Origin of the sequence: Ferribacterium limneticum (assembly GCF_020510585.1) — a bacterium.
Taxonomy (GTDB): Bacteria; Pseudomonadota; Gammaproteobacteria; order Burkholderiales; family Rhodocyclaceae; genus Azonexus.
Window position 1 is genome coordinate 1,215,227 of the sequence record NZ_CP075190.1, and the last position, 25,119, is coordinate 1,240,345.

The 25,119-nt window shown below is 59.7% G+C and carries 22 protein-coding genes; 14 read left to right on the forward strand and 8 right to left on the reverse strand.

All coding sequences use genetic code 11. From position 1 onward, the window contains the following. Positions 1 to 22: 22 nt before the first annotated feature. Positions 23 to 1,012, reverse strand: a complete 990-nt coding sequence (locus tag KI613_RS05805) for a DUF6976 family protein (protein ID WP_226404248.1) — start codon at positions 1,010 to 1,012, stop codon at positions 23 to 25. A gap of 20 nt (positions 1,013 to 1,032) precedes the next feature. Continuing rightward, the gene (locus KI613_RS05810; RefSeq protein WP_226404249.1) at positions 1,033 to 1,719 is read right to left on the reverse strand and encodes a hypothetical protein; all 687 of its coding nucleotides are present in this window, start codon (positions 1,717 to 1,719) and stop codon (positions 1,033 to 1,035) included. Between the two features lie 398 nt (positions 1,720 to 2,117). Here KI613_RS05810 and KI613_RS05815 point away from each other — a divergent pair, with 398 nt between their 5' ends. The 4 genes from KI613_RS05815 (at position 2,118) to KI613_RS05830 (ending at position 6,206) form a co-directional block, all read left to right on the forward strand. Beyond that, positions 2,118 to 4,202 (forward strand): TonB-dependent receptor family protein, encoded by a 2,085-nt coding sequence (locus KI613_RS05815; RefSeq protein ID WP_226404250.1) that lies wholly within the window; start codon positions 2,118 to 2,120, stop codon positions 4,200 to 4,202. Beyond that, complete coding sequence (locus KI613_RS05820) at positions 4,199 to 4,444, forward strand: hypothetical protein (RefSeq protein ID WP_226404251.1); 246 nt, start codon at positions 4,199 to 4,201, stop codon at positions 4,442 to 4,444. Before KI613_RS05815 ends, KI613_RS05820 begins: the two co-directional genes overlap by 4 nt. A gap of 94 nt (positions 4,445 to 4,538) precedes the next feature. After that, the gene (locus tag KI613_RS05825; RefSeq protein WP_226404252.1) at positions 4,539 to 5,642 is read left to right on the forward strand and encodes a porin; all 1,104 of its coding nucleotides are present in this window, start codon (positions 4,539 to 4,541) and stop codon (positions 5,640 to 5,642) included. A 66-nt stretch (positions 5,643 to 5,708) separates the two neighbouring features. After that, positions 5,709 to 6,206: a hypothetical protein gene (locus tag KI613_RS05830; RefSeq protein WP_226404253.1), complete on the forward strand. Its 498-nt coding sequence runs from the start codon at positions 5,709 to 5,711 to the stop codon at positions 6,204 to 6,206. A 7-nt stretch (positions 6,207 to 6,213) separates the two neighbouring features. Here KI613_RS05830 and fnr read toward each other — a convergent pair whose 3' ends face one another. After that, the gene (fnr, locus tag KI613_RS05835; protein WP_226404254.1) at positions 6,214 to 6,960 is read right to left on the reverse strand and encodes a fumarate/nitrate reduction transcriptional regulator Fnr; all 747 of its coding nucleotides are present in this window, start codon (positions 6,958 to 6,960) and stop codon (positions 6,214 to 6,216) included. Positions 6,961 to 7,045: 85 nt separating this feature from the next. On the opposite strand from fnr, the gene hemN reads away from it, so the two are divergent. The 7 genes from hemN (at position 7,046) to selD (ending at position 14,867) form a co-directional block, all read left to right on the forward strand. Then, positions 7,046 to 8,449 (forward strand): oxygen-independent coproporphyrinogen III oxidase, encoded by a 1,404-nt coding sequence (gene hemN, locus KI613_RS05840; RefSeq protein ID WP_226404255.1) that lies wholly within the window; start codon positions 7,046 to 7,048, stop codon positions 8,447 to 8,449. A 63-nt stretch (positions 8,450 to 8,512) separates the two neighbouring features. Next, positions 8,513 to 9,184 carry a sulfite exporter TauE/SafE family protein gene (locus KI613_RS05845; protein ID WP_226404256.1) on the forward strand — a complete coding sequence of 224 codons (672 nt, stop codon included), beginning with the start codon at positions 8,513 to 8,515 and terminating at the stop codon, positions 9,182 to 9,184. Between the two features lie 15 nt (positions 9,185 to 9,199). Next, positions 9,200 to 9,625, forward strand: a complete 426-nt coding sequence (locus KI613_RS05850) for a universal stress protein (RefSeq protein ID WP_226404257.1) — start codon at positions 9,200 to 9,202, stop codon at positions 9,623 to 9,625. Continuing rightward, positions 9,622 to 11,784 carry a heavy metal translocating P-type ATPase gene (locus tag KI613_RS05855; RefSeq protein ID WP_226404258.1) on the forward strand — a complete coding sequence of 721 codons (2,163 nt, stop codon included), beginning with the start codon at positions 9,622 to 9,624 and terminating at the stop codon, positions 11,782 to 11,784. Before KI613_RS05850 ends, KI613_RS05855 begins: the two co-directional genes overlap by 4 nt. 111 nt (positions 11,785 to 11,895) lie before the next feature. Then, the gene (locus tag KI613_RS21290) at positions 11,896 to 13,572 is read left to right on the forward strand and encodes a putative bifunctional diguanylate cyclase/phosphodiesterase (RefSeq protein ID WP_319004093.1); all 1,677 of its coding nucleotides are present in this window, start codon (positions 11,896 to 11,898) and stop codon (positions 13,570 to 13,572) included. Positions 13,573 to 13,577: 5 nt separating this feature from the next. Continuing rightward, the gene (locus KI613_RS05875) at positions 13,578 to 13,784 is read left to right on the forward strand and encodes a heavy-metal-associated domain-containing protein (protein WP_226404259.1); all 207 of its coding nucleotides are present in this window, start codon (positions 13,578 to 13,580) and stop codon (positions 13,782 to 13,784) included. Positions 13,785 to 13,820: 36 nt separating this feature from the next. Continuing rightward, positions 13,821 to 14,867: a selenide, water dikinase SelD gene (selD, locus tag KI613_RS05880; RefSeq protein ID WP_226404260.1), complete on the forward strand. Its 1,047-nt coding sequence runs from the start codon at positions 13,821 to 13,823 to the stop codon at positions 14,865 to 14,867. Positions 14,868 to 15,501: 634 nt separating this feature from the next. Here selD and KI613_RS05885 read toward each other — a convergent pair. From KI613_RS05885 to bfr (KI613_RS05905), 5 genes are all read right to left on the reverse strand, one after another. Further along, positions 15,502 to 15,759, reverse strand: coding sequence for a ferrous iron transport protein A (locus KI613_RS05885; protein WP_226404261.1), 258 nt, complete (start codon positions 15,757 to 15,759; stop codon positions 15,502 to 15,504). Next, positions 15,756 to 17,729 carry a ferrous iron transport protein B gene (gene feoB / locus KI613_RS05890; protein WP_226404262.1) on the reverse strand — a complete coding sequence of 658 codons (1,974 nt, stop codon included), beginning with the start codon at positions 17,727 to 17,729 and terminating at the stop codon, positions 15,756 to 15,758. Before feoB ends, KI613_RS05885 begins: the two co-directional genes overlap by 4 nt. Before the next feature lie 156 nt (positions 17,730 to 17,885). Continuing rightward, positions 17,886 to 18,089 (reverse strand): (2Fe-2S)-binding protein, encoded by a 204-nt coding sequence (locus KI613_RS05895; RefSeq protein WP_226404263.1) that lies wholly within the window; start codon positions 18,087 to 18,089, stop codon positions 17,886 to 17,888. A 218-nt stretch (positions 18,090 to 18,307) separates the two neighbouring features. Then, complete coding sequence (bfr, locus tag KI613_RS05900) at positions 18,308 to 18,790, reverse strand: bacterioferritin (protein WP_226404264.1); 483 nt, start codon at positions 18,788 to 18,790, stop codon at positions 18,308 to 18,310. 12 nt (positions 18,791 to 18,802) lie between these two features. Next, the gene (bfr, locus tag KI613_RS05905; protein ID WP_226404265.1) at positions 18,803 to 19,288 is read right to left on the reverse strand and encodes a bacterioferritin; all 486 of its coding nucleotides are present in this window, start codon (positions 19,286 to 19,288) and stop codon (positions 18,803 to 18,805) included. Positions 19,289 to 19,542: 254 nt separating this feature from the next. Here bfr (KI613_RS05905) and KI613_RS05910 point away from each other — a divergent pair, with 254 nt between their 5' ends. The 3 genes from KI613_RS05910 (at position 19,543) to KI613_RS05920 (ending at position 25,062) form a co-directional block, all read left to right on the forward strand. Further along, on the forward strand, positions 19,543 to 23,634 hold the full coding sequence (locus tag KI613_RS05910) for a PAS domain S-box protein (RefSeq protein WP_226404266.1): 4,092 nt from the start codon (positions 19,543 to 19,545) through the stop codon (positions 23,632 to 23,634). 10 nt (positions 23,635 to 23,644) lie between these two features. Beyond that, the gene (locus KI613_RS05915; RefSeq protein WP_226404267.1) at positions 23,645 to 24,286 is read left to right on the forward strand and encodes a response regulator; all 642 of its coding nucleotides are present in this window, start codon (positions 23,645 to 23,647) and stop codon (positions 24,284 to 24,286) included. Positions 24,287 to 24,636: 350 nt separating this feature from the next. Continuing rightward, positions 24,637 to 25,062: a hypothetical protein gene (locus KI613_RS05920; RefSeq protein WP_226404268.1), complete on the forward strand. Its 426-nt coding sequence runs from the start codon at positions 24,637 to 24,639 to the stop codon at positions 25,060 to 25,062. The last annotated feature ends 57 nt before the right edge of the window (positions 25,063 to 25,119 follow it).

The following is a 25,119-nucleotide window of genomic DNA, read 5'->3' on the forward strand; positions in this document are numbered from 1 at the left end:
CGAAAAAATTCTCCGCCCCGGCTCATTCGGTGACGGTCAGGTAAACAAGGGTCTGGTTGAGCAACTGGTAACCGATTTCACCGAAGGTCATCGGCCCGGTGACCTCGCCTGTCCGCTTGCCTTCAAGATGCGAATTGAGGAAATTGAGGATGCAGTTGCAGGAGAAGGAAATGTCCAGCCCACTCTTGGGCAGCGCGGCCTGGAAGGCGGTGACATAGTCGGTGACCGGTGCCGCAAAGCGGTATTCGAGGCCCGGGAAGACCGGGGCGTAGAACTCGACGCGCTTCGCCTCGTGGTCGATGCTTTTGATGCTGACGTTGATCATGGCGCCGCTGTAATCGGCGACCAGCGGCAGGCGCGTGTCGATCTGTTTTTCCAGCAGGTAATCGGCCAGGTTGCCGACTTGGCCGCCGATCAGGCAGTCGCCGGCGCTGAAACCGTTGTTCTGGAAGCTGATGCCGGCGCCGCTGCCGGGGCGGAAGAGGTTGACGATGTCGATCTGGGCGAATTTTTCGGGCGGCAGCGGCACGTCCATGACCACGGCGTCGGATTCGGAAAACTCGCCGGTGCTGCCGAGGATGACCTTGGGCGAGGTCTTGCCCAGATCGTCGAGGTGCACGCCGGCGATCCAGCCGATCAGCGGCTTCATGTACATCTCTTCGAAATTCGGGGCGTTTTGGGCAAAACTGGCGTGGGTGCCGCTGAAGGCGGGAATGATCAGGATGCTGTAGCCGTTGTCCGGCGCATTTCGGCAGATTTGCGGCAGGCTGCCGGAGTCGTAGAAGCGCAGTTGCGGCGGCGCGGCGAAGCCGCTGATTTCGCTGACGAAAACCTGCTCGCGGCTGACCGTGCCGCCTGCAGCCGCCATGAAATAGGGGATCGTGCCGCCGATCCAGTTGCCTTGCGGGAGTTGTCTTAGCGCGGCTTCATCGCCGGCGATACTGAGGTATTTGCCGGCCTCGATCAGTTCGGCGGCGCGGCCGACTGACATCAGTTCTTGTTGGGTTTTCATTTTTTTGCCAGTGGTGTGGTTCAGTTTCGGGCAAGTTGCGCCAGTTCGTGGCTCAGCATTTTTTCGTGGCGTGTGAAGTAGCGCTGCAGTTCATGGGCTTTCAGATTGCGCACTTCGCTGTCGCCGATGACCGAGAATTGCTCGCGCAGTTTGGTCAGTAACAGCTTGAGGCTGAGGATGCGGATGTCGAGCTGGAGGCTGCCGCTGAGCAATTCTTCCCAGATCGGGTCGTTGGGGGCCGGGACCTGGGCGGAGTTTGCATCGGCTGCGCTGCCCTGGGCGGACAGGCCGGATTTGCCGGTGTCCAGGCGATGCTTGAATTTCCATAGATCAGCGACGGGCAGGTCGAGCAGGGCGCAGACCGAGGCGAAGCTGACGCCTTGCATGAACATGCCGGCAATCTGCCGGGCGAAGGCGCGGGTAAATGGCTGGCTGGCTTCGCCCAGCCACTGCAGATCGGCGTCTTCCACATCGCTGGGGATGACGGCATGAACGATGCAACGCGCATTGCCGATGTTGATGTGACGCCAGATCTGTTCGCTGCCGGGCGTGGGGCTGCTGCGCGTGGCGAAGAACCAGCCGCTGCGCTGGGCTTCGCGGGAGACCCAGATGTCGATCTGGCTTTTGCCGAGGTCGTTGCGGACGCGGACGATGCGCCAGGGGGCATGAATGGCCAGGGTGTGATGCAATAACTCTTCAAGCTTCATCGGTTGTCTCCAGGTCGCTCACTTGCTGCAGTGGGTCGGGGTTTTTTTTCTGATTTATGCCTTTAGCAAGGAGCGTGCTAGCCGAAAAATGCTGTCCGTTCAGCGATTTTTGCTCCAGTAACTGTGGAAAATACGAACGATTGCTGCAAATCAAAGCAGGTGTTCTACGGTCGACCGGAAAAAACGGTCAAGAATGAAAACCGGCATCTCCATAAAACCTTGAGTTTTTTTGGTGTTTTTCCGCGCTACCTCATGATTTTCATGAGCCTCATTTGGCGATTGCCGCGTCGCCCTTTCGTGGCGCTTTGCCGATAATCAGATTGAGGTCGCCTTGCACGGTCGACCGGAATATTTGGCCAAAAATGAAATTCCGCATCAACCTGAATAAGACAAAAATCATGAGACAACACCCGAAGCGCCTCGCCGTCATCCTCGCTGCCACCTTTCCCTGCTTCGGCATCGCCGCCGAAACGGCGCTGACCCTCGATTCAGTCGTCGTCAGCGGCAGCCGCGTCGAACACAACACGTTTGACCTGCCGGCCGCCGTCGACGTTGTCGATGCCGCTCGCATCGGCGCCGATCAGGCGCGGGTCAATGCTTCGGAGGCGCTGGCTGCGGTGCCTGGCATCACGGTGCAGAATCGCCAGAACTACGCCCAGGATCTGCAGATTTCGTCGCGCGGTTTCGGTGCCCGGTCGGCCTTTGGCGTGCGCGGCATTCGCCTGATCTCCGACGGCATTCCGGCCTCGATGCCGGATGGCCAGGGACAGGCGGCCACCTTTAACCTCGATCGCGCCGAGCGCATTGAAGTCCTGCGCGGCCCGCTGGCCGTCGTTTATGGCAATCATGCCGGCGGCGTCATCCAGATGTTCACGCCGGACGGCAAGGGCCGGCCGAGCGTTGAAGGTAGCTTCGTCGCTGGCAGCGACAACATGTGGAAGACCGACGTCAGCGCCCAGGGCGAAGTCGGCGGCCTCGGCTACGTCATCGACACCTCGCATTTCGCCACCGACGGCTACCGCGACCACAGCAAGGCCGAACGCGACCAGAGCATGGTCAAGCTGACCTACCGGCCGAGCCAGGACGGCAAGCTGACTTTCATTGCCAACAGCTTCAAGCAGACGGCCGACGATCCGCAGGGCCTTACCTGGGCTGCCTACCAGGCCAATCCGCGCAGCGTCGCCCAGCCGGTGCTCGACTTCAACACGCGCAAGAGCATCGACCATAAGCAGGGCGGGCTGACTTACGAGCACCGCTTCGGCGATCACTCGGTGCAGGCATCGGTCTATGCCGGGCAACGCTCGACGATTCAATATCAGTCGATTCCGGCTGGCCCGCAAGGCAACGCGAAACACTCCGGCGGCGTCATCGATTTCGACCGCGATTTTGCCGGTGCCTCGACGCGCTGGATCGGCCGCTTTCAGCTGGCCGGTGGCAAGTTGACGACGACGGTCGGCGTCGACTACGAGCAATCGATCGACAACCGGCGCGGCTACGAGAACTTCATCGGCGCCACGCTCGGCGTCAAGGGTGTCCAGCGTCGGGCCGAAGAAGACCGTGTTGCCAGCTTTGATCAATACGCCCAGGCCGAATGGCAGGGCGAGCGCTGGACTTTCAGCGGCGGCGTTCGGCACAGCAATGTCTCGTTCAGCGTCAAGGATGCCTACCTGAGCAACGGCAACGATGGCGGCAGCGTCAGCTACGAGAAGACGACCCCGACCATCGCCGCCATGTTCCGCCTGACGCCGACGGTGAATATTTATGCCAGCGCCGCCCGTGGCTTCGAGGCGCCAACCTTTAACGAACTGTTCTATTCCGGTGTCGGCGGCACTTTCAGCTACAACCTCAAGCCGTCGACCAGCACGCACTACGAAACCGGCCTGAAAGCCTTTATCGGCAGCGATACGCGCCTTGACTTGGCCGTTTTCCAGATCGAAACCGAGGATGAACTGGTCGTCGATTCCGCCTCCGGCGGCCGGACGACTTACCGCAATGCCGGGCAGACCCTGCGCCGCGGCCTCGAAGCCGGACTCGACAGTCGCTGGGCCAACAACCTCTCCACCCGCCTCGCTTACACGCTGCTCGACGCCCGCTACGACGAAGCCTTCACCACCTCGTCCGGCCTGATCAATTCCGGCAACCGCCTGCCCGGTGTTCCTGCCCAGAGCCTGTTCGGCGAACTGGCCTGGAAGCATCCGGCCAGCGGCTTCCATGCCGCCGTCGAGGGCGTTGCCCGGAGCAAGGTATACGTCGAGGACACCAACACGAGGCAGGCGGCCCCGGCCTACGCCATCGCCAACCTGCGGTTCGGCATCGAGCGCAAGGTCGGTGACCTGAACCTGCGTACCTTCCTGCGTTTCGACAACATTTTCGATCGCCAGTACGTCGGCTCGGTCATCGTCGGCGACGGCAACAGCCGTTACTACGAAGCGGCACCGGGACGCACCTGGCTGGCCGGCGTCAGCGCCCGATATTCCTTTTGAGCACCTCCATTCCAACCGCTCAAGCCCGGCCTCGGTCGGGCTTTTTTACGTCTGATGAAACGCTGAACACTGTTTCATTTTGGCTCAATGAAGCAGCAATTGTCCTGAAAATGAACGTGTCGAACTGTTCAGGTGCTTGCTACGGTCAACCGGGAAAATGCCTTGAAATCGACGTGGCGACTGGCTTTGCGCAAATTTTCAGGCGCTTTTCGACGGGCTGGCACGGGCTTCGCAACTCATAACGCTGAACGCTGCCCTCGGGGAGAGGGGAGATTCGTGCGGGGCGGGATACGCTTCGAGGTTAATTCACACAAAAGATGATTGAGGAGCAATTCAATGCAGAAAAAACTTATCGCGCTGGCCGTTGCGGCTGTTACTTCCGGTGCAGCTTTCGCGCAAACCAACGTCACCATCTACGGTAACGTCGATATGGGTGTCATGTTCCGTCAAGGCAGTAACGGCGCGGTCGCCAATGGCCAGTCGCAGTACGATCTGCAGAGCGCTGCTTCGCAGAGCCACATCGGCTTCAAGGGCGTCGAGGATCTGGGCAACGGCCTGAAGGCACTGTTCGACCTGCAATATCGCATTAGCCCGGACACCAATACGGGTCTGGCCTCGGCCGGCCACCAGTACGTCGGCCTGACCGGCGGTTTCGGTACGGCCGTTGCCGGTTACCTGGACGGCATCCGTTACGGCATCTACGGCAAGTACAGCCCGTTCGGCAACTACTCGATCGCCAGCCTGACGTCGATGACCACCCAGTACGACCGCGCGGCCAATGCGCTTGCCTACATTTCGCCGTCCTTTTCCGGCTTCACCGTGATCCTAGCTACTGCCACCAATACGCAGGGTGCCGAAGGTACCTTGAACACTTCCCATTCCCTGTCCACGCGGTCGCCCCTTGGTGGCAACACTGGCGATGACCGCCTGCTATCGGCCAACCTGATCTATGCGAATGGCCCGCTGAGCATCGATCTCGATTATGAAACGACCCGGGCTGTCGGCTATGACAGCGACCGCCTATACGTCGCTACTGCTGGCGCTTCCTACGATTTCGGAGTGGTCAAGGTCAGCGGCCTCTACGACGTTATCAAGGGCGATGTGAACTCGTTCATTGGCGGCAACGTAGTTGGTGCCGCCTTTGGCCTGGCGGCCAACCAGAAGTACGATCGCCGCAACTGGTTCGTCGGCGCCACGGTGCCGCTCGGCAAGTTCTCCGTGATGGGCATGTTCGGCCAGGTCAAGGACAGGACCCTGACCGACGCCGATGCCTGGAAGCTGGGGGTCGGCGCGCGCTACGCCATGTCCAAGCGTACCGAACTGTACGCCGACTACGCTCATATCAAGAACGACACCAACGGGGCCTACACCATCGGTAACAATATTGGCGCCGGCGTCGGCGTCAATGGCCTGGCGATGGGTATCAAGCACTCGTTCTAAGAAACCGATTTACCCGGACGGTTCACTCTTCCTTTGAATCGCCCGGGCAACGAACTCTTGCGTCAGATGTTTTCTGTACATCTGTTTGGGACGCCCCACGGGGCGTCCCATTTTTTTCTGGTTTTCCTGTCGCTGCTCTGTATTTCCCTACCATCGATCGCCGATGATACGGTCGTCCTCAGGGTCAGCAATTCCGATTTCCGGACAGCCCACGACGGGCTGATTGAAGCCATCGAGAGCGAAGGTCTGGTGGTTGGCAGCGTCCTCCCGTTTCGTGACATGCTGGCCCGCACGGCTGTTGGTGACGACACGATCCCCTATCGCGAAGCTGAAATCGTCCAGTTCTGCAGCAGCCTGCTGGCCGCCGAGCTGGTCCGCGAAGCGCCGGCGCAACTGACCCTTTGCCCGCTGTCAATTGCGCTCTATACCCTGGTGGAAAAGTCATCGGAAATCCGGTTGGCGTATCGCTCGCCGGGTAACTCGACCGCCGGTCGGCAGCGTGCCGAATCACTCTTGCAGCGCATCGCCCAGCGCGCAGCGGAGCTTGCCCACCTGCGCTGGTAAGCCTCACTCAGGAGGCGCGGTGATTCATCAGGGCTTTGAGCCCGTTGACGTTCAGAATCCGGATGTGCTTCTGCTGAACGGCGATGTGGCCTTCTTCCTGGAAGCGGGAGAAGGCACGCGAGACGGTTTCCAGCTTGAGGCCAAGATAGCTGCCGATTTCCTCGCGGGTCATGCGCAGGTAGAACTCGGCGTGCGAAAAACCCCGCGCCGTAAAACGCTGCGACAGGTTGAGCAGGAAGGCGGCCAGTCTTTCCTCGGCGCGCATTGTGCCCAGCAGCATCATGACGCCATGATCGCGGACGATTTCCCGGCTCATCACCTTGTGGAAATGATGCTGCAGCGTGTGGATTTCACGTGACAGCACTTCCAGTCGCGAGAACGGAATGGCGCAGATCTCGCTGTCTTCGAGCGCAATGGCGTTGCAGGTGTGGTGTTCGGTGCTGATGCCGTCGAGACCGAGCAATTCGCCGGCCATCTGGAAACCCGTTACCTGGTCGCGGCCGTCTTCGAGCAGCACATCGGTTTTGAAGAAACCGCTGCGAATCGCGTAGATGGCATCGAAAGCTTCACCGGCGCGGTAGAGATTGTCACCGCGCTTGATCCGGCGACGGGTCGATACCAGATCGTCAAGACGCTCCAGTTCTTCGAGGCTGAGACCGTACGGCAGGCACAGTTCGCGCAGGTTACAATTGGAGCACGCCGTCTTGATGACCGACAGCGAGAGCTCCTGATTTAGCGGGTGTGTTTGAGCCATTTGCAACCTGAGTTCGCTTGATCCATGTCAACCATAAAATCGAACCTTCCGAACATAATCAGACCTACTTTTAGTGGCCGGCCCAATGAATTTCGCAACTGAAAACCTCGTATTCGATCCCCAGATCATCCGCCGTTTTGATGTCAACGGCCCCCGTTACACGTCTTATCCGACGGCTGATCGCTTTGTCGAGGCCTTCGATTCTGAGGCAGCGAAAGTCTGGCTGGGCAAACGCAACATCGGCGGCATAAGCCGACCTCTCTCATTATACTTCCACATACCTTTCTGTAACACTATTTGCTATTACTGCGCCTGTAACAAAATTATCACCAAGGATCACGGGCGCAGTGCGAAATATCTCCGCTATCTGGCAAAAGAACTGGATATGCAGGCAGCCGCGCTGGAAGGTCGCGATGGCGAGCACGAAGTCATTCAGCTGCATTGGGGTGGTGGTACGCCGACCTTCTTGTCGCACGATGAAATGCGCCAGTTGATGGGTGAAACGCGCAAGCATTTCAAGCTGCTTGACGGCGGTGAGTATTCGATCGAAGTCGATCCGCGCAAGGTCGATACGGCGACGGTTGCCCTGCTCGGCGAACTCGGCTTTAACCGCATGAGCGTCGGCGTTCAGGATTTCGATGAAAAAGTCCAGGTCGCTGTCAATCGCGTGCAGAGCGAGGAAGAAACCTATAGCGTGATCCGCGATGCGCGGGCCAATGGCTTCAAGTCGGTTTCGGTCGACCTGATCTACGGCTTGCCGCACCAGACCGTCATGGGCTTTAACCGGACTATCGAGCGCGTGCTGGCGATGGACCCGGATCGTCTGTCGATCTATAACTACGCGCACATGCCGAGCATGTTCAAGCCGCAGCGCCGGATCAATGATGGCGATCTGCCGTCGGCCGATACCAAGCTGCAGATTCTCGCGCTGGCCATCAAGAAACTGACCGATGCGGGTTATGTTTTCATCGGCATGGACCACTTCGCCAAGCCCGATGATGAACTGGCTGTCGCCCAGCGTCAGGGGCGCCTGCATCGTAATTTTCAGGGTTATTCGACCTACGCAGATTGCGACATGCTGTCTTTCGGCATCTCGTCGATCAGCAAGGTTGGGCCGAGCTACTACCAGAACGTCAAGACCGCTGACGAGTACTACGATGCCCTCGATACCGGCTCCTTGCCGGTGTTCCGCGGCATAGAACTGACAGCCGACGACATCCTGCGCCGTTCCATCATCCAGGCCTTGATGTGCCATTTCGAGCTGTCCATCGAAAGCATTGAAAGCGCCCATCTGATCAACTTCCGCGAGTATTTCGCAGCCGAGCTGGAAGACATGAAGGAAATGGAGCGGGCCGGGTTGCTCAAGATAGATCGCGAATGGATTACCGTCCTGCCGCCGGGGCGTCTGCTGGTCCGCATCATTTCGATGGTTTTCGACCGCTATCTGAGGGCTGGTCGCCAGCGGGCGACTTACTCCAAGGTGATTTGACCGGTATGCAGCAGGCCGAGCGGGCAGTTAAACTGCCCGCTTTGCTTTTGTTGATCATGTTCGATGCCTGATTCCGGTTTTCTTGCCCTTTTTCTCGTTGGCCTGCTCGGCGGTACGCATTGCGTCGGCATGTGCGGCGGCATTGTCGGCGCCCTGTCGATGGGTGTCACGGCACGCTGGTCGATGCATCTTGCCTACAACGGCGGGCGCATCCTGTCATATGCCGCGGCCGGCGCCATTGCCGGTGCGCTCGGGGCGGCCAGCATGGGGCTGGAAGGACAGGTGCCGGCCCGGCTAATTCTTTATTTCATCGCCAACCTGATGCTGGTTGCGCTTGGTCTTTATCTGCTGGGCGTAACGCGGGCATTGGCGTTCACCGAACGGGCCGGACAAAAACTCTGGATTCATCTGCAACCGCTGACCCGGCGCTTCCTGCCGGCGCGTAGCGTCGCTCAGGCTTTTCCGCTTGGCCTGCTCTGGGGCTGGCTGCCTTGCGGCCTGGTCTATAGCGCGCTGGCCAGCGCGCTGACAGCGGGTTCGGCGACGCGCGGTGGCCTGATGATGCTGGCCTTCGGTCTGGGCACGCTGCCCAATCTGTTGCTCGCCGGCATTGTTCTGGCCCGACTGAACGAATTCGTCCGGCGGCCGGTCGTACGTACCCTATCCGGCTTGTTGGTGCTAGGCTTTGGTTTATATGGATTCGTCGGCCTGATCTATATGTCGGGCCAGCTTTAGTTGGGAAATGACATCATGAAAATCCTGTTGCCGGTTGATGGTTCCGAATGTTCCTTGCGCGCGGTTGATCACCTGATTACCCACGTCAGCTGGTTCCGCGACGTGCCGGAGATTCATCTGCTGCACGTCCATGCGCCGATTCCGATTGGCCGCGTGCAGGCCCATATCGGCAAGGAAACGCTGCACGCCTATTATCTGGAGGAAGGTCAGGAGCATCTGACGGCTGCCCAGCAAAAGCTGGATGCGGCCGGGCGCTTTCATACGACGCACATTCATGTCGGCCAGCCGGCCGAGGTGATTTCCAGGGTGGCGAACGAACTGGCCTGTGATCTGATCGTCATGGGATCGCATGGCTGGAGCGGCATCGCCGGCTTGGTCATGGGCTCGGTGGCCAGCCGGGTTTTGCATCTGGCGCCTTGTCCGGTTCTGCTGGTCAAATGACCGAGTCCGAAACAGGCCGCGTCGTCGAGTTTGCTATCGGCGGCATGACCTGTGCCGCCTGCTCGGCGCGTCTCGAGAAGGTGCTCAATCGGCAGGCCGGCATGCAGGCCAATGTCAATCTGGCGGCCGAACGGGCCCGTGTTCGTTTGTCGGCAATGGCCGACGAGGCGGCAGTGGTGGCCGCTGTCGCCAAGGCCGGCTTCACGGCGGCGGTGGTCGACGCGCAAACGCGCGAACGCGAAAAAGTGGCGAAATTGCTCGTCTACCGCAGCGAAATCCGCCGTTTCTGGATTTCGGTGGCGTTGACCTTGCCGCTGGTCGGCCAGATGTTTTTCATGTTCGGCGAACACGGTCACATGAATGAACTGCCGCGCTGGTTCCAGCTGGTGCTGGCGACACCAGTGCAGTTCTGGATCGGCTGGCGATTTTACGATGGCGGCTTCAAGTCCCTGCGCGGTGGCGGTGCCAACATGGATGTGCTGGTCGCGCTCGGGACGAGCATGGCCTGGGGCTTTTCGACGGTGGTCACGGTGTTCGGGCTGAACCAGCATGTCTATTTCGAAGCCGGGGCGGCGGTCATCACGCTGGTTCTGCTCGGCAAGTTGCTCGAAGCGCGGGCCAAGGCGCGGACGTCGGAGGCCATCGAATCGCTGATCCGCCTGCAGCCGAAGACGGCGCGCGTCGAACGCGATGGTCAGTGGATCGACATGCCGGTCGAAGCCTTGATGCCGGGCGATGTTTTCCTCGTTCGTCCGGGCGAAAGCGTGCCGGTCGACGGCGAGTTGATCGACGGCGAATCGAGCGTCAACGAGGCGATGCTGACCGGCGAAAGCATGCCGGTGGGCAAGCGCGCCGGCGACAAAGTTTTTGCCGCGACGGCCAACGGCCAGGGGGCGATGCGCTGCCGGGCGACCGGCGTTGGCGAGCACACCTTGCTCGCCGGCATCATCCGCATGGTCGGCGAGGCGCAGGGTTCGAAGGCACCGGTGCAGCGGTTGGCCGACCAGATTTCGGCGATTTTCGTGCCGACGGTGTGCGTCGTCGCCCTCGTCACCTTTGCCGGCTGGTGGTGGTACGCCGGCGACTTTGCCGAGGCGCTGGTCAATGCCGTTGCCGTGTTGGTCATCGCCTGTCCGTGCGCGCTTGGTCTGGCGACGCCGACGGCGATCATGGTCGGCACCGGGCAGGGGGCGCGGGCCGGCATCCTGGTGAAAAACGCCGAGGCGCTTGAGCGAGCCGAGAAAATTACGGTGCTGGCGCTGGATAAAACCGGAACGCTGACCTGCGGTACGCCGCAGGTGACGGATGTCGTGCCCTACGGCCTGGCACGCGACGAAGCGCTCGGTCTGGCGGCGGCGCTCGAGCAGAATTCGGAGCATCCGCTGGCGCGGGCTATCGTTTCGGCAGATTCGACGGTCAACCGGAAAAAAGCGGCAAATTTCAAATCCTTGCCCGGGCATGGTGTCGAGGGCGAAGTCGATGGCCGGACCTTGCGCCTCGGTTCGCCGAGCTGGCTGGGGCTGGACGCCGATCCGGCGGTGGCCGATTTGCAGCGGACCGGGAAGACAGTCGTGGTGCTGGCCGAAGGCGAAACGACGCTGGCCCTGTTTGCCATCGCCGATGCCTTGCGGCCAACGTCGCGGGCGGCTGTTGAGCGTCTGCGCGAACGCGGTATCCGGGTTGTCATGTTGACCGGCGACAATGCGGCAACGGCCGCGGCGATTGCTGCCGAGGCGGGCATCGCCGAGTTCCGCGCCGGCATTCTGCCGGGCGACAAGGCGGCGGCCATCAACGAATTGAAGTCCGGCGGTGGCCTGGTGGCCATGGTCGGCGATGGCATCAACGATGCGCCGGCCCTGGCGGCGGCTGATGTCAGCTTCGCCATTGGCGCCGGTTCCGACGCGGCGGTGGAGGCGGCAGATTTAACATTGATTCGTAGCGACCTGATGGGCGTAGTTGATGCAATCGCCCTGTCGGCGGCCACCTTGGGGAAAATCCGGCAAAATCTTTTCTTTGCCTTCATTTACAATGTGCTGGGAATTCCGCTGGCTGCCCTGGGTTGGCTCAACCCGGTAGTGGCGGGGGCTGCCATGGCTATGAGTTCGGTGTCGGTCGTCTCCAACTCGCTGTTGTTGAAGCGCTGGCGGCCGGGGCGCTAGACGCAGGAACAAGAGGTTTCGATGGCCACAGGCGGCGGCATGACGAGGGACGGGGAGGCAAATGCCGGGGGTGGCAGTGGCTGCGTCGCGTCCGCGGGAGATCCGCCGGCCTTGACGGAGCAGGAAGCCATGTTCCGGACGACGATGGAGGCCGCGCAGGTCGGTATCTTCGTCTTGCAGGATCAGCGCTTCAAGTACGTCAATCCCTATCTGACCCGCCTCTTCGGCTATAGCGCCGAGGAAATGGTCGGCCGCATGGGGCCGCTCGATGTGGTCGCGCCGGCGCAGCATGCTTTCATCGTCGAGCAGATGCAGGCCCGGGGCGCCGGGATCAACGGGCACCATTACGAGATTACGGCGATACGCAAGGATGGTTCGGAATTTCCGGCCATGATCTACGGTTCGCCCTCGGTTTTCGACGGCCGACCGGCCTCGGTCGGCACCTTGCTCGATATTTCTTCGCAGAAGGCGGCCGAGCAGCGCATCCGCGAGTTGGCCGACTACGATGTGCTGACCGGGCTGCCCAATCGGCGCCTGCTGCGCGAGCGCTTCGTCCTGTTGCTGGCGGCGGCCGAGCGGGACAAGACTGAAATTGCCGTCATTTTCCTCGACCTTGATCATTTCAAACGGGTCAACGACTCGCTCGGCCACAGCGTTGGCGACGAACTGCTGGTCGAAGTGGCGCGCCGGCTCGATACCGTCGTCCGGCGCATCGACACCTTGGCTCGCCTCGGTGGTGACGAGTTCATCTTTGCCATGCCGGGGTTTCATACGGCGGCTGCGGCTGAGGTGGCGCGTCGTCTGATCGATGTCTTCACCCGACCGTTTGAGGTGGCAGGGCATGAACTGACGGTGACCCCCTCGCTCGGCATCAGCATTTATCCGCATGACGGGCAGGATCTCGAAACCCTGCTCAAGAACGCCGACACGGCGATGTACCGGGCCAAGGAAATCGGCCGCAATACCTTCCAGTTTTATGCTGCCGAGATGAACACGGCAACGCTGGATCGTCTGCTCATGGAAAGTAATCTGCGCCGTGCCCTGGCGCAGAACGAATTCATTCTCCAGTATCAGCCGCTGGTCAATCTGCGCACCGGCGTGATCATCGGCGTCGAAGCACTGATCCGCTGGCTGCATCCGGAACTCGGCATGATCATGCCGGACAGGTTCATTCATGTCGCCGAGGAAACCGGGCTGATCAATCCGATCGGCGACTGGGTCCTGTGCGAAGCCTGCCGTCAGGCCAAGGTTTGGTGCGACGAGGGCCTGCCATCGCTGGTCATGGCAGTCAACGTGGCGCCCGTCCAGTTTCGCCAGCCGGGTTTTGTCGAAATGGTCGCCGGCGCGCTGGCCGCCTCCGGCCTGGAAGCCAGCCTGCTCGAACTGGAACTGACCGAGCGCACCGTGATGCACGATGCCGACATCAATCTGGGCACGCTGTCGGCGCTGCATCGCATGGGCGTCGAGCTGTCGCTCGACGACTTCGGTACCGGCTACTCGTCGCTGGCCTATCTCAAGCGCTTCCCGGTCGGCAAGCTCAAGATTGACCGTTCCTTTGTCAATGATCTGGAAACCGATCCCGACGACTGGGCGATTGCCTCGACCATCGTCAGCATGGGACGCAGCCTGCGCATGACCGTACTGGCGGAAGGTGTCGAAACTGGCGAACAGTTGGCCCAATTGCGTAAAATGGGTTGCGATATGGCGCAGGGCTATTATTTCAGTCGGCCGACCTCGGCGGCCGGCATAGCCGAAATCCTGCGTACTCAACCCTTTGTGAACAGGTAAATGGCATGGAAAACACCGTAATCAAGGTTGGCGGCATGAGCTGCCAGGGCTGCGTCAAGAACATTACCGGCGTGCTCGGCGCCTTGGCCGGTGTGGCCAGCGCGGAAGTCTCGCTGGAGGCGGGTGAAGCCAAAGTCGCTTTCGATCCGCAGGCGGTGACGCGCGAGGTGCTGGTCAATGCTATCGAAGATGCCGGCTTCGACGCTGAATAATTAAAAAATCAACAATAGTTTTTCGAGAGAACAGCCGTGCCTGAAGAAAAAATCAGATTGACCCAGCTTTCCCATGGCGGCGGCTGTGGCTGCAAGATCGCGCCCGCCGTCCTGCAGCAAATTCTGGCCGGCGCTCCGTCGGGCATCATTCCGCCGCAACTGCTGGTCGGCACCGAGACCTGCGACGACGCAGCGGTTTATCAGATCAATGCGCAGCAGGCGATTGTCGCGACAACCGATTTTTTCATGCCGATTGTCGACGACCCCTACGATTTTGGCCGCATCGCGGCAACCAATGCCATTTCCGATGTTTACGCCATGGGTGGCACACCGCTCTTCGCGCTGGCCATTGTCGGCATGCCGGTCAATACCCTGCCGCTGGAAACCATCGGCAAGATTCTTCAAGGTGGTGAAGCCGTCTGCCGCGCTGCCTGCATTCCGATTGCCGGCGGCCACACCATTGATTCGGTCGAGCCAATTTACGGGCTGGTCGCCATCGGCATCGTCAATCCGGCGCACCTCAAGCGCAATTCCGGGGCCATGCCCGGTGACAAGCTGATTCTCGGCAAGCAGCTTGGCGTCGGCGTCTATAGCGCCGCGCTCAAGAAGGATCAGCTCCACGCCAGCGACTACGAAGCCATGGTCGACACCACGACCCAGCTCAACACGCCGGGGCCGATGCTGGCCTGTCTCGAAGGCGTGCATGCCGTGACCGACGTCACCGGCTTCGGCCTGGCCGGCCATCTGCTCGAAGTCTGCAAGGGCAGTAATGTGCGCGCCACGGTGAATTACGCCGACCTGCCGCTGCTGGCTCGCGCCCGTGAGTTCGTCGAGGCCGGCTACATGACCGGCGCCTCGGGGCGGAACTGGAGCAGCTACGGCGACGGCGTCAATCTTGCGGTCAACCTGGAAAATGCGGCAAAAACGTTGCTCACCGATCCGCAGACCTCGGGTGGCCTGCTCGTTTCATGCTCGCCAGAAACGGTGACGGAAGTGCTCTCGCTGTTCCTGCAGCAGGGGTTCTCGCACGTTTCCGTGATTGGTGAAATTGGCGAGGGTGAGCCGGGGATCGACGTCGTTTGACGTGTTCAGTTAGATGTCATTTCCGCCTAGGCGGGAATCCATGTTTTATCGGGCGTTCGTTTTAATTGGCTTGGGGTTCCGCCTTGTTGGCGGGCGTACTTTCTTTTGTGTGGCCAAAAGAAAGTAGCCAAAGAAAAGGCCACCCCTGGGTCGGTGCCGGTTCCCTGCGCTACTCGGAAAGCCGGGCGGCTGCGGAACTCGGGGCTTTGCCCCTCAAACAGTCCTCGCCGACTACCCCCGGCCTTCCTGCGTTGCTCGGCACCTCTCAAGGGGCCCGGTGAAACGACCCGTGCTTGAGCTTGGGTGCCTGAAAAACAGATTTCATTTTTGGCTTTTTTTCCGGTTGACCGTGGAAGCTATCTTTTTGCGACGAAATGGTCAGGCCGGACGCCTTTGGGGTCCCCGTGGAAGGCGCTGAGCAACGCAGGCGGGCCGGGGGCTGTCGGCTTGCGTTGTCTGAGCCGAAGGCGAGTTTAGCAAGCCGCCCGGCCAGCCGAGTAGCGGAAGGAACCCCGAAGGGGCGCCGACCCTGGGGTCGCCTTTTCTTTGGCTACTTTCTTTTGGCGAAGCAAAAGAAAGTACGCCCGCCAGCAAGGCGGAAACCCAAGCTAATTCAACGGAGCCACAAGCTCATTCAGGCGGCCGCCGGCGATTTTTCGACCCAGATGTGGCGGGCGACGGCGTGTTCCAGCGCCAGTTCCACCTCGTCGGCGAGGATGACGGTCATCGGCCGCTGCTGCAGCACCCGGATCGGCCGATTTTCCGCCAGCCCATAAGCGGTCAGTTGCTCGCGCTGGAGCGGGTCGATTTCGTCGCCCAGCGCGGCGAGGCGGACTTCGGTGCCGGGCGGGATGAAGGCGAGGGGGAGGCGGACTTCGTGGGCGGGGCTCATGACCAGAGGGCGCGGAGGAGGATGTTGAACAGGCCACCGACGAAGAAGGCGAAGGGGACAATGACGGCGACCATGCCGAGGGCGACCTTGGCGCCTTGTTCCTTGACCATCATCATGAGGCTGGCGAAGCAGGGGATGAACAGGGTGATGGTGATCATGCCGACCACCGCCTGAATCGGGCTCAGGCTGTGCGCCATGGCGAACAGGCCGGTGGCGCCGAAGTCGCGGCGCAGGAAGCCCATGACGAAGGCGGCCGAGGCTTCCTTGGGCAGGCCGAGCCAGCCCGAGACGAGCGGTTCGCCGGCTTCGATGATGGCCGGCAGAGCGCCACTCTTGTCGAGCGCAAACATGATGAAGGTACCGAGCAAAAAGAGCGGGATGACTTCGATGAGGTACCACTTGAGCCGGCCGCCGGTTTTCTTGAAGACATTGGCAAAAATCGGCAGGCGCATTGGCGGCAGTTCGGTGACCAGCGGGATGCGCCGGCCGGGAATCAACTTGGCGGCGAGGAAGCCGGAGAGCAGGAGGATGCCGACCATGGCTAGCGCCCAGATGACGACGGCGGTAAATGACACGCCACCGAGCATGCCGAGGACGACGCCGAGTTGCGCCGAGCAGGGGATGGCCAGGGCGAGCAGGAAGATGGTGATCAGCCGTTCGCGCCGGCTGTGCAGGATGCGCGTAGTCAGCGTTGCCATCGTTACGCAGCCGAGGCCGAGAACCATCGGCAGCACGGCGCGGCCGTTGAGGCCGATCAGTGAAAACAGCCGGTTGGCGATGACGGTCAGGCGCGGCAGGTAGCCGGAGTCTTCGAGCACGCCGAAGGCGAAAAAGAAGGTGGTGACGATGGGCAGGATCAGCGCCAGCGCGTAGGTCATGCCCATGGTCCACAGGCCGTACTGGCCGACCAGCAAGTCCTGCAGCCAACCGGGACCGACCAACGCGGTGACGAGATGGGTGAAGGCCGGGTTGAGGATGCCTTCGAACAGATCCTTTTCCATCAGGCCGACCAGCACGCTGGCACCGAAGACGCCGACGAACTGATAGACGGCGTAGAGCACGCCGAGCAGGATGGGGACGCCCCAGACCGGATGGACGACGTACTGGCCGAGGCGTTGCGAGAGCAGCGGGCTGCTCTTGACGGCGCGCTGGATGACGCTGGTGGCCAGCGCATCGGCCGCTTCGGTGCGTTCGCGGGCGAGCAGGGCGGGGAGATCACCGTCGGCATGGTCGATTGCGTTTTTGCGCAAAATTTCCAGTTGAGCGCGCCCCGAAGGAAGTCCCCCTGGGGGATGGGATTCGCTGGCGCGCTCGATCAGCCAGTCGGCAACGACCGAATCGCCGCCGAGGTAAAGAATCGCCAACCCGCGCGCCGCCAGTTGCGGGTGTGGGGCGAGGCGGGTGATGGCGGCGGCCATGGCGGCAATATCAGCCTCGATTTCTGGGTCGTAGCGCAGCAGCGCTTCGGCGTGCTGGGCGTGGCCGAGGCCATGGGTCAGTTCGCCGATGCCTTCGCCGCCAGTCGCGACGGTGGCCAGGACGGGGATGCCGAGTTCTTCGGAGAGCGCCGGGATGTCCACCATGACGCCGCGCGCCGCCGCCTCGTCGTGCATGTTGAGGGCAAGCACCATCGGCACGCCGAGTTCGGCCAGCAGGGCGGTCAGCGTCAGCGTGCGGCGCAGGTTCTTGGCGTCACCGACCTGCACGAGGCAGCGCGAGGATTCGTTGAGCAGGGCGCGCATGGTCGCCCGTTCGTCATCGCTGCGCGAGGGCAGGGCGAGTACGCCGGGGGTGTCGAGGAGCATCGCTTCGCGGTCGAAACGGGCACTAGCGCGAGTGACTTCGACGGTGGTGCCGGGGTAGTTCGAAACGTTGACGTAAGCGCCGGTCAGGCGATGAAAGAGGACGGATTTGCCGACGTTGGGGTGGCCGACGAGCAGGATGGCGTTGGCGGCGGAAGAGGTGGTCACGGTTATTGGATTTCTGGTGTTGCCAAATGCCCGGCGCTTGCCGGGGAAACCGTCACTCTACGCCGTTTTGAAATGGGTTTTGCTGATCTGGGGCAAGTTTTGGCCGGGTGATCGCCACGGTCAACCGGAAATTTCGAGCAAAAATCAAATGCTGGTTCAGGCGGCGAGCGGAAGGTAGGCGTTGGCATGGGCATCGCACTGACGCGCTTCCTTCAAGCACTCGTGGGCGCAGGAGGCGCAACGGCCGCAGTCCATGGTGACGCCAAGTTGGCGCCGCAGGTCGCCCAAGGTTCGGGCGCCGTCCCGGGCGGCTTCGTGAATCTGACGGTCGGTGACTGCCTTGCAGACGCAGACGTACATGAACTGCCTCCTCAATTACGTTTAATGCGAACAATTCTCATCTTACGGTGTTGAGAATGGTTGTCAACAACTATCGTCTATCTGCATGGCCAACGGTGTTGCCTTTGCGACAAACGATTGTGCTGATTTCCATACTGAGCAATTCGTGAGCCAGTACGGGCTGAAACGAAAAAGCCGCAGGCTGGCTGCGGCTTTTGGCGGTTTTGGCTTCGGGAGGCTCAGCCTTCGCCCGGCTCCATGTGTGCCTGCAGGTAGTTCGGCAGGGTCACATCCTTGATCAGCGTCTGCTGGGTTTCCAGCCAATCGATGGCTTCCTCGCAGTGTTCGAGCAGTTCTTCGAGCAGGTCACGGCTGACGTAATCCTGCAACTCCTCGCACAGGGCGATGGACTCGACCAGCAAGGGGCGTTGAATCTCGCGTTCGTACTTGAGATCGCCGGCCAGACATTCGACGACATGCTCGCCGATCAGCAACTTGCCGAGGTTTTGCAGGTTGGGCAGGCCTTCGAGGAAAAGCACCCGCTCGATCACTTCGTCGGCTTCCTTCATGACGCGGATGGATTGCTTGTACTGGTAGTCGTTGAGCTTTTCCAGGCCCCAGTTGCGGAACATCCGGGCATGCAGGAAATACTGGTTGATCGAGGTCAGTTCGTTCTTCAGCACCTTGTTGAGGGCTTCGATGACTTTCTTGTCGCCTTTCATCGTCGTCGCTCCTTAAGCCGGGCTGCCAGAGCCCATCTGGCTCTGCAGGTAGTTGGGTAGGCCGACCAGGTCGATCAGTTTGAGCTGCTTTTCGAGGTAGTAGGCATGATCCATTTCGGTGTCTTCGAGCTGGACGCCAAGGATGTCGCGGCTGACGTAGTCCTGGGCCTTTTCGCAGGCGGCGATGGCTTTCTTGAGGTGGCCATCAACCTCGTATTCGACGGCGAGGTCGGATTTCAGCATCTCCGGCACTGTCTTGCCGATCTTCAGCGCGTCACGCTTGCTGAGGTCGGGCTTGCCTTCGAGGAAGAGAATGCGCTGAATCAGGGCGCGGGCATGCTGGCGCTCGTGATCGGACTCGTGGATGGATTTCTCGGCCAACTCGTTCAGGCCCATGTCGGCATACATCTCGCCGTGGATCAGGTACTGATCGACAGCAGTCAGTTCGCCTGTCAGCAGGTCATTGAGGATGTCGATGATTTTTTTGTCGCCCTTCATTGCGTTCTCCAGAGATGGTTGGAAGCTAGAGGTTGGCTGGCAAAAGCGGCTGGCTGGCCTGAGCGCTCATTTTAGGCGCTGAGCGCAAGCTTTTCCACCCAGACATGTGGATGCGACCGCAGGTTCGAAAAGGAGTTCAGCCCTTGCCCAAAATTCTCCGGCGAGCGGCTCATCTGTCAGCAGCGGAAAAAACAGGTAGCATAAAAGCGACCTTTGAAAGTTGAACAAAAAGGCAAGCTCGGAGGGGATACTGTATGCGAACTTCACTGCCTGACACGCCGAAGGAGAACCTTCTCTTGGCAGCATTGCCCTTGGTTGACTATCTGCGACTGGAGCCCGAGTTTGAGAAGGTGAGCTTGTTCGTCGGCGAGGTGATCCATGAAGCCGGCGAGGCGCTGGAATTTCTCTATTTTCCGGTCAGCGGCATCGTTTCCCTAAGGTCGACAACCCTGGATGGCGCCAGTTCGGAACTCGCCATCGTTGGCAATGATGGCCTGGTTGGAGTCTCAGCCATTCTTGGCGAGGCAAGGTCGGCCCATCAGGCGGTTGCCCAAAGTGCCGGCCTGGCCTACCGAATCCACAGCGAACGGGTGCGCAGCGAACTTGATCAAGGGGGGGCGCTGCTGCGCATTGCCCTTCGCTATGTGCAGGCTCTGCTGATCCAGATTGGACAGAATGCCGCCGCGTCCAGCAAAACAGCGACTAGTTTCTCGCCCGGCGTGCCATCTGCGCAGGGTCCGTCAAGTACGCGCCTGACGCCGGATAATCTGCGCAAGACCGCCGAGGACAGGCACCAATTGACCTTGAGTAGCGCTGCCAACCCGCCGACCGATGCGAACCGCCTCGTTCATGAACTACAGGTCCATCAAATCGAGCTGGAGTTGCAAAACGAGGCGTTGGCCAAGGCCTATGCTGAAGCTGACGCAGCGTGCGAACGCTATGCCGAGATTTATGACTTTTCTCCCATTGCGTTCATCACCGTGGATGCCCGTGGCGCAATTTGTCAGATCAACCTTGCCGGCATCAGCCTTCTCTGCATCGAGCGCGCTGAATTCAAGCGATATCGATTTGGCGCTTCGGTGGCACCAGAGTCTGTAGCTGTTTTCAATCAGTTTCTGGAAAAGGTTCTGAGAGAGCGTTGCCGACAAGGATGCGAAATTACCTTATCGGCCACAGCCCAACGCCCGGTGGCGATTATCACGATTGATGCCGTGCCGGATGAAAACGGCAAGGAATGTCGCATGGTGGTGGTCGACGTGACGCAAAAAACGCAGGATGCGAGGCGATTGCGCGAACGTGAGCAATACCAGCGGGCACTGCTTGATACGTTTCCATTCATGGTCTGGCTCAAGGATGAGCAAGGCAACTTTCTTTCCGTCAACGAACCCTTTGCACGTACTTTTGGCTGGCCTTCGGCCGATTCACTGATCGGCAAGTCCGACCTCGATATCGCGTCTCTGGAACTGGCCGAATCCTATCGGACCGATGATCGGGAAGTCCTGGAAAGTGGCGAACCAAGAATCATCGAGGAGTGGATCGAGACAGGTGACGAACTGCGATGGTTTGAAACCTTCAAGTCGCCTGTCGCGCTGGATGGCCAAATTATCGGCACCGTCGGCTATGCCCGCGATCTGACCGAATACAAGGTCATGGTTGCTGCTTTGCGCAATAGCGAGGCAGAGTTTCGCAGCCTCTTCGAATTGTCGGTGGTGGGCAGCGCTCAATCTGATCCCTTGACCGGCCGACTATTGCGGGTCAACCAAAAGTTTTGCGAAATCACCGGCTATTCGGCTGAAGAACTCCTGACCCTATCCTTCGCCGATATTACCCACTTCGACGACCGGGAGAGTAACTGGCAAGGTTTTCGTGCTGCCATGGCTGGAGAAATTGATCTCTATGTCGTTGATAAACGCTATGTGCGCAGGGATGGCAGCATCGTCTGGGTTAATGTGCAATTGACTGCCGTACGTGACGAACAGAATCATGTCACGCGTTCGATTGCCGTCATTCAAGACATCACCATTCATAGGCAAGCTGAGGCCGCTTTGCGCGACCAGCTGAAAATCCAGGATTTGTTGTCCAAGATTGCCGCAACCGTACCTGGGGTGATCTGCTCGTTCATGTTGCGCCCGGACGGTACGGCGTGCATACCATACGCCAGCGCCGCACTGTATGAGTTCTACGGCCTGCAGCCTGAAGATGTCAGGGAGGACGCCGCTCCCCTTTTATCGAGGGTTTACGCCGACGACATCGGTCGCTTGAACGAGACGATCACTGCTTCAGCCAGCACGATGACACCATGGCGTGCCGAGTTCCGGGTCCACCATCCGACCAGAGGGATATTGTGGATCGATGGTCATTCGATGCCGCAGCGGGAACCCGACGGCAGCGTTCTATGGCACGGGTATTTGATGAATATCACTGCCCGCAAGCGCTCGGAAGAGGCGCTGCGCGAAAGTGAACGAGATCTCCGGCTGGCACAGGCTGTTGCCCAAACAGGGAGTTGGCGCCTCGATGTCAATAAAGATGAATTACGCTGGTCGGACGAGAACTATCGCATTTTTGGTGTTCCCAAGGGCACGCCACTGACTTATGAGACGTTTCTCTCGACAGTGCATCCAGATGACCAGGCCTTCGTCGACCAAGCCTGGCGTAATGCCCTGCTTGGCGCTCCATACGATATCGAACATCGAATCGTGGTCGCTGGCGAAATTAAGTGGGTCAACGAGCGGGCCGAACTGGAATTCGACCAGCAGAGGAATTTGCTCGGTGGTTTTGGCAGTACTCAGGACATATCGGAACGCAAACGTTCCGAAGCAGCCCTTTTTGCCAGTGAGTCACGCTTCCGTCTGGCCATGGAGGCGATTTCCGGCGTCGTTTATGACTGGGATAGACGTAGCAGTTCAACCTATTGGTCAAGTGGTCTCAGCCGGGTCTTTGGTCTCAGCGGGCTGGATGCTGCGTCCGGACGAAGATGGTGGCGCGAGAACGTCCATCCGGATGATCTGATCCGTATTCGACCCGAGGTCGTGCCCAACCTGAAGACGCGCTGCGATAGCTTCCAACTGGAATATCGCATGCGGCACAGCGCTGGATACTGGATACACATCTCGGACTGTGCCCATATCGTCCGCGATTCCGTTGGCCGGGTCGTGCGCGTCATCGGTAGTCTGACGGACGTCAGTGCGCGCAAGCATGCCGAGGAAAAATTGCGCCGCTTTAACGATTCGCTCGAAGAGCTGGTCGCCCAGCGCACCGCCGAATCCGAGGAGCGCTCCCGCGCCTTGCTCGAATCGGAGCGCTTCGCCCGCGCCACCATCGATGCACTTAGCTCTTCGGTGTGCGTGCTTGATGGCACGGGGCACATCATTGCGGTGAACAGGGCGTGGCGCGAATTCGCACGGGATAACGGCGCACTATTGGAACAAGTATGTGAAGGCGCCGACTACCTCGCCATCTGTGATGCGGCTTCAGGCGCCTCAGATCCCGTCGCCGCCCAGGTTGCTGCAGTAATCCGGGAATTTGTTGCCGGCCGGCGTCAGGATTTCTCGACTGAATACGAATGCCATTCGCCGGAAACGCGGCGTTGGTTTGCCATGAAACTGAGTTGCTTCCCTGGTGCCGATCCGCTTCGGCTGGTGGTCAGGCACGAGGAAATTACCGAGCGCAAACTGGCCGCTGAAGATCAACTGGAAAGCGCCAAGCGCTTGCAGCGATTGGCCGCCCACCTGGAGACGGTGCGCGAGGAACAAAGTGCAACGATTGCGCGCGAAATCCATGACGAACTCGGCGGCACATTGACCATGGTCAAACTCAGTCTGGCCATCGTTGCCCATGGTGTGGCGGCAACAAAGCCACTGCACGATTCGCTGCGTGGCATTCTTGATCAGATCGACATGGCGCTGCGGACCGTCAAGCGAATTTCAGCCGATTTGCGGCCGGCTACACTTGATACCCTTGGGCTGGTAGCAGCGATCAAGTGGCATGTCGCCCAGTATTCCAAAATGACGGGCATTGCAACGGTACTGCACTTGCCAGAATATGTCCGGCTTTCGAAAAACCGCAGTACGGCCATATTCCGGATCATTCAGGAGGCTTTGACCAACGTTGCCAAGCACGCTGGCGCAAGCACCGCTTGCGTTGCGATAAGCAAATGTGGCGGCGAGCTAATTATTGAAGTTAGTGACAACGGAATTGGTATAACGAAGTCCAATCGTTTCAAACCCGACTCTTTTGGCTTGATCGGAATGCATGAGCGGGCTCTATATCTGGGTGGCGCGCTTTCCATCACCGGGATGCCCAATGCCGGGACGCGTCTTGACTTGCGTATCCCTCTTGACGACTGAATGGTAGACCGTGACCAAGAGCATCAAACACATACTGATAGTGGATGACCACGCCGTTGTCCGTGGCGGCCTTCGTCAATTTCTGGCCGATACCGACGATCTCGAAATTGTGGCCGAAGCGGAGACTGGTTCCGATGCGCTGGCGCTAATTCCTGGTAGCGACTGGGACCTCGTGTTGCTGGATATGTCACTTCCGGATCTCAATGGGTTGGAGGTGCTCAGGCGTATCAAGCGGATGCGCCCGAACCTGCCTGTGCTGATCTTCAGCATGTTCTCGGAGGCGGAGTTTGCCATTCCGGCACTTGATGCAGGTGCCTCCGGCTATCTCAACAAGGACAGTCCGCCGTACCAGATACTGACCGCGATTCGCACTGTAGTTGATGGCGCTCGCTACGTTAGCCCGAGCCTGGCCGAGCAACTGCTTTCCGGGGTGACGTCGAACAGCCCCAAAGCGCCCCACGAAACGCTGTCGCGGCGTGAAATGGAGGTTCTATTGCTGCTGAGCAAAGGAATCATGTTGACCCGAATCGGCGACAGCATCCATGTCAGCGTAAAAACCGTCAGCACCTACAGGGCACGGATCCTGCAGAAACTCGGTGTGCAGTCAAATGCCGAATTGACCCGATATGTTCTCGAGCACAAGCTCGGCTGATCCAGTTCGGTTTGACGACGTTGGGCCGTATCCTTACGAGTCAAGCCCACCCTCCAAGTCTCTGGCAATCAGGCGAACGGACGCAATAGCTCGGCCCGCCAGCATCTCAAGTACCAGGGACTGTCCATGATTTGAAAGCGTGCCACGGGCGCCGGATCAGCGGCTTGACTCTCCGTGATATGACTTATGACGTAGGTGTATTCCTACGTTGCTCGCCCCGTTCTCCTACAGAACTAGTAAGTGCTTCTGATATCTGCGTGGCATGGCTTCTGGGAGACTCCAATCAACGTCTGAGACACAAATTTTTAACAGTGTACGTTCCCCTTCCACAAAATTGAGAGTGAATTCCCATGAACCAACAACTTGCTCCGCTTTTTCAAAGCATTGATCTTTCCAGCAAACTGAGCGCCCTGGCACTTTCCAATTTTGAAGAGTTGATGGCCCTGGATTTTGACCATACCCAAGGGTTGGTCGAGCGAGGCACTCAACAATTGAGGGATGCTTGCTCTGATCAAGGCATTTCCCGCGAAGCCTCTGAATTGCCGGAAGCAATACAGAGCGGGATGCATGTTTTCATCGACTTGACGCGCGACACCATGCTCGCCGTAACGGACTACCAGGTCGCAAAATTTCGCCTGGTGCAAAACCAGGCAAGTGAAGTGCAAAAAGAAATTTCCGCTGCCTTCAAGCAACAACTTACCCTGATTCAGACATCGGGGACCGCTGGCAATCGAATCAGCAAGTCCCCTGCGCTCTCGCAAAAGCGTGCTGCGTAATTAACAATTTCCAAGAGCTCAACCGGCCCCAACCCCATCAGAGAAAAAATAGAGCGA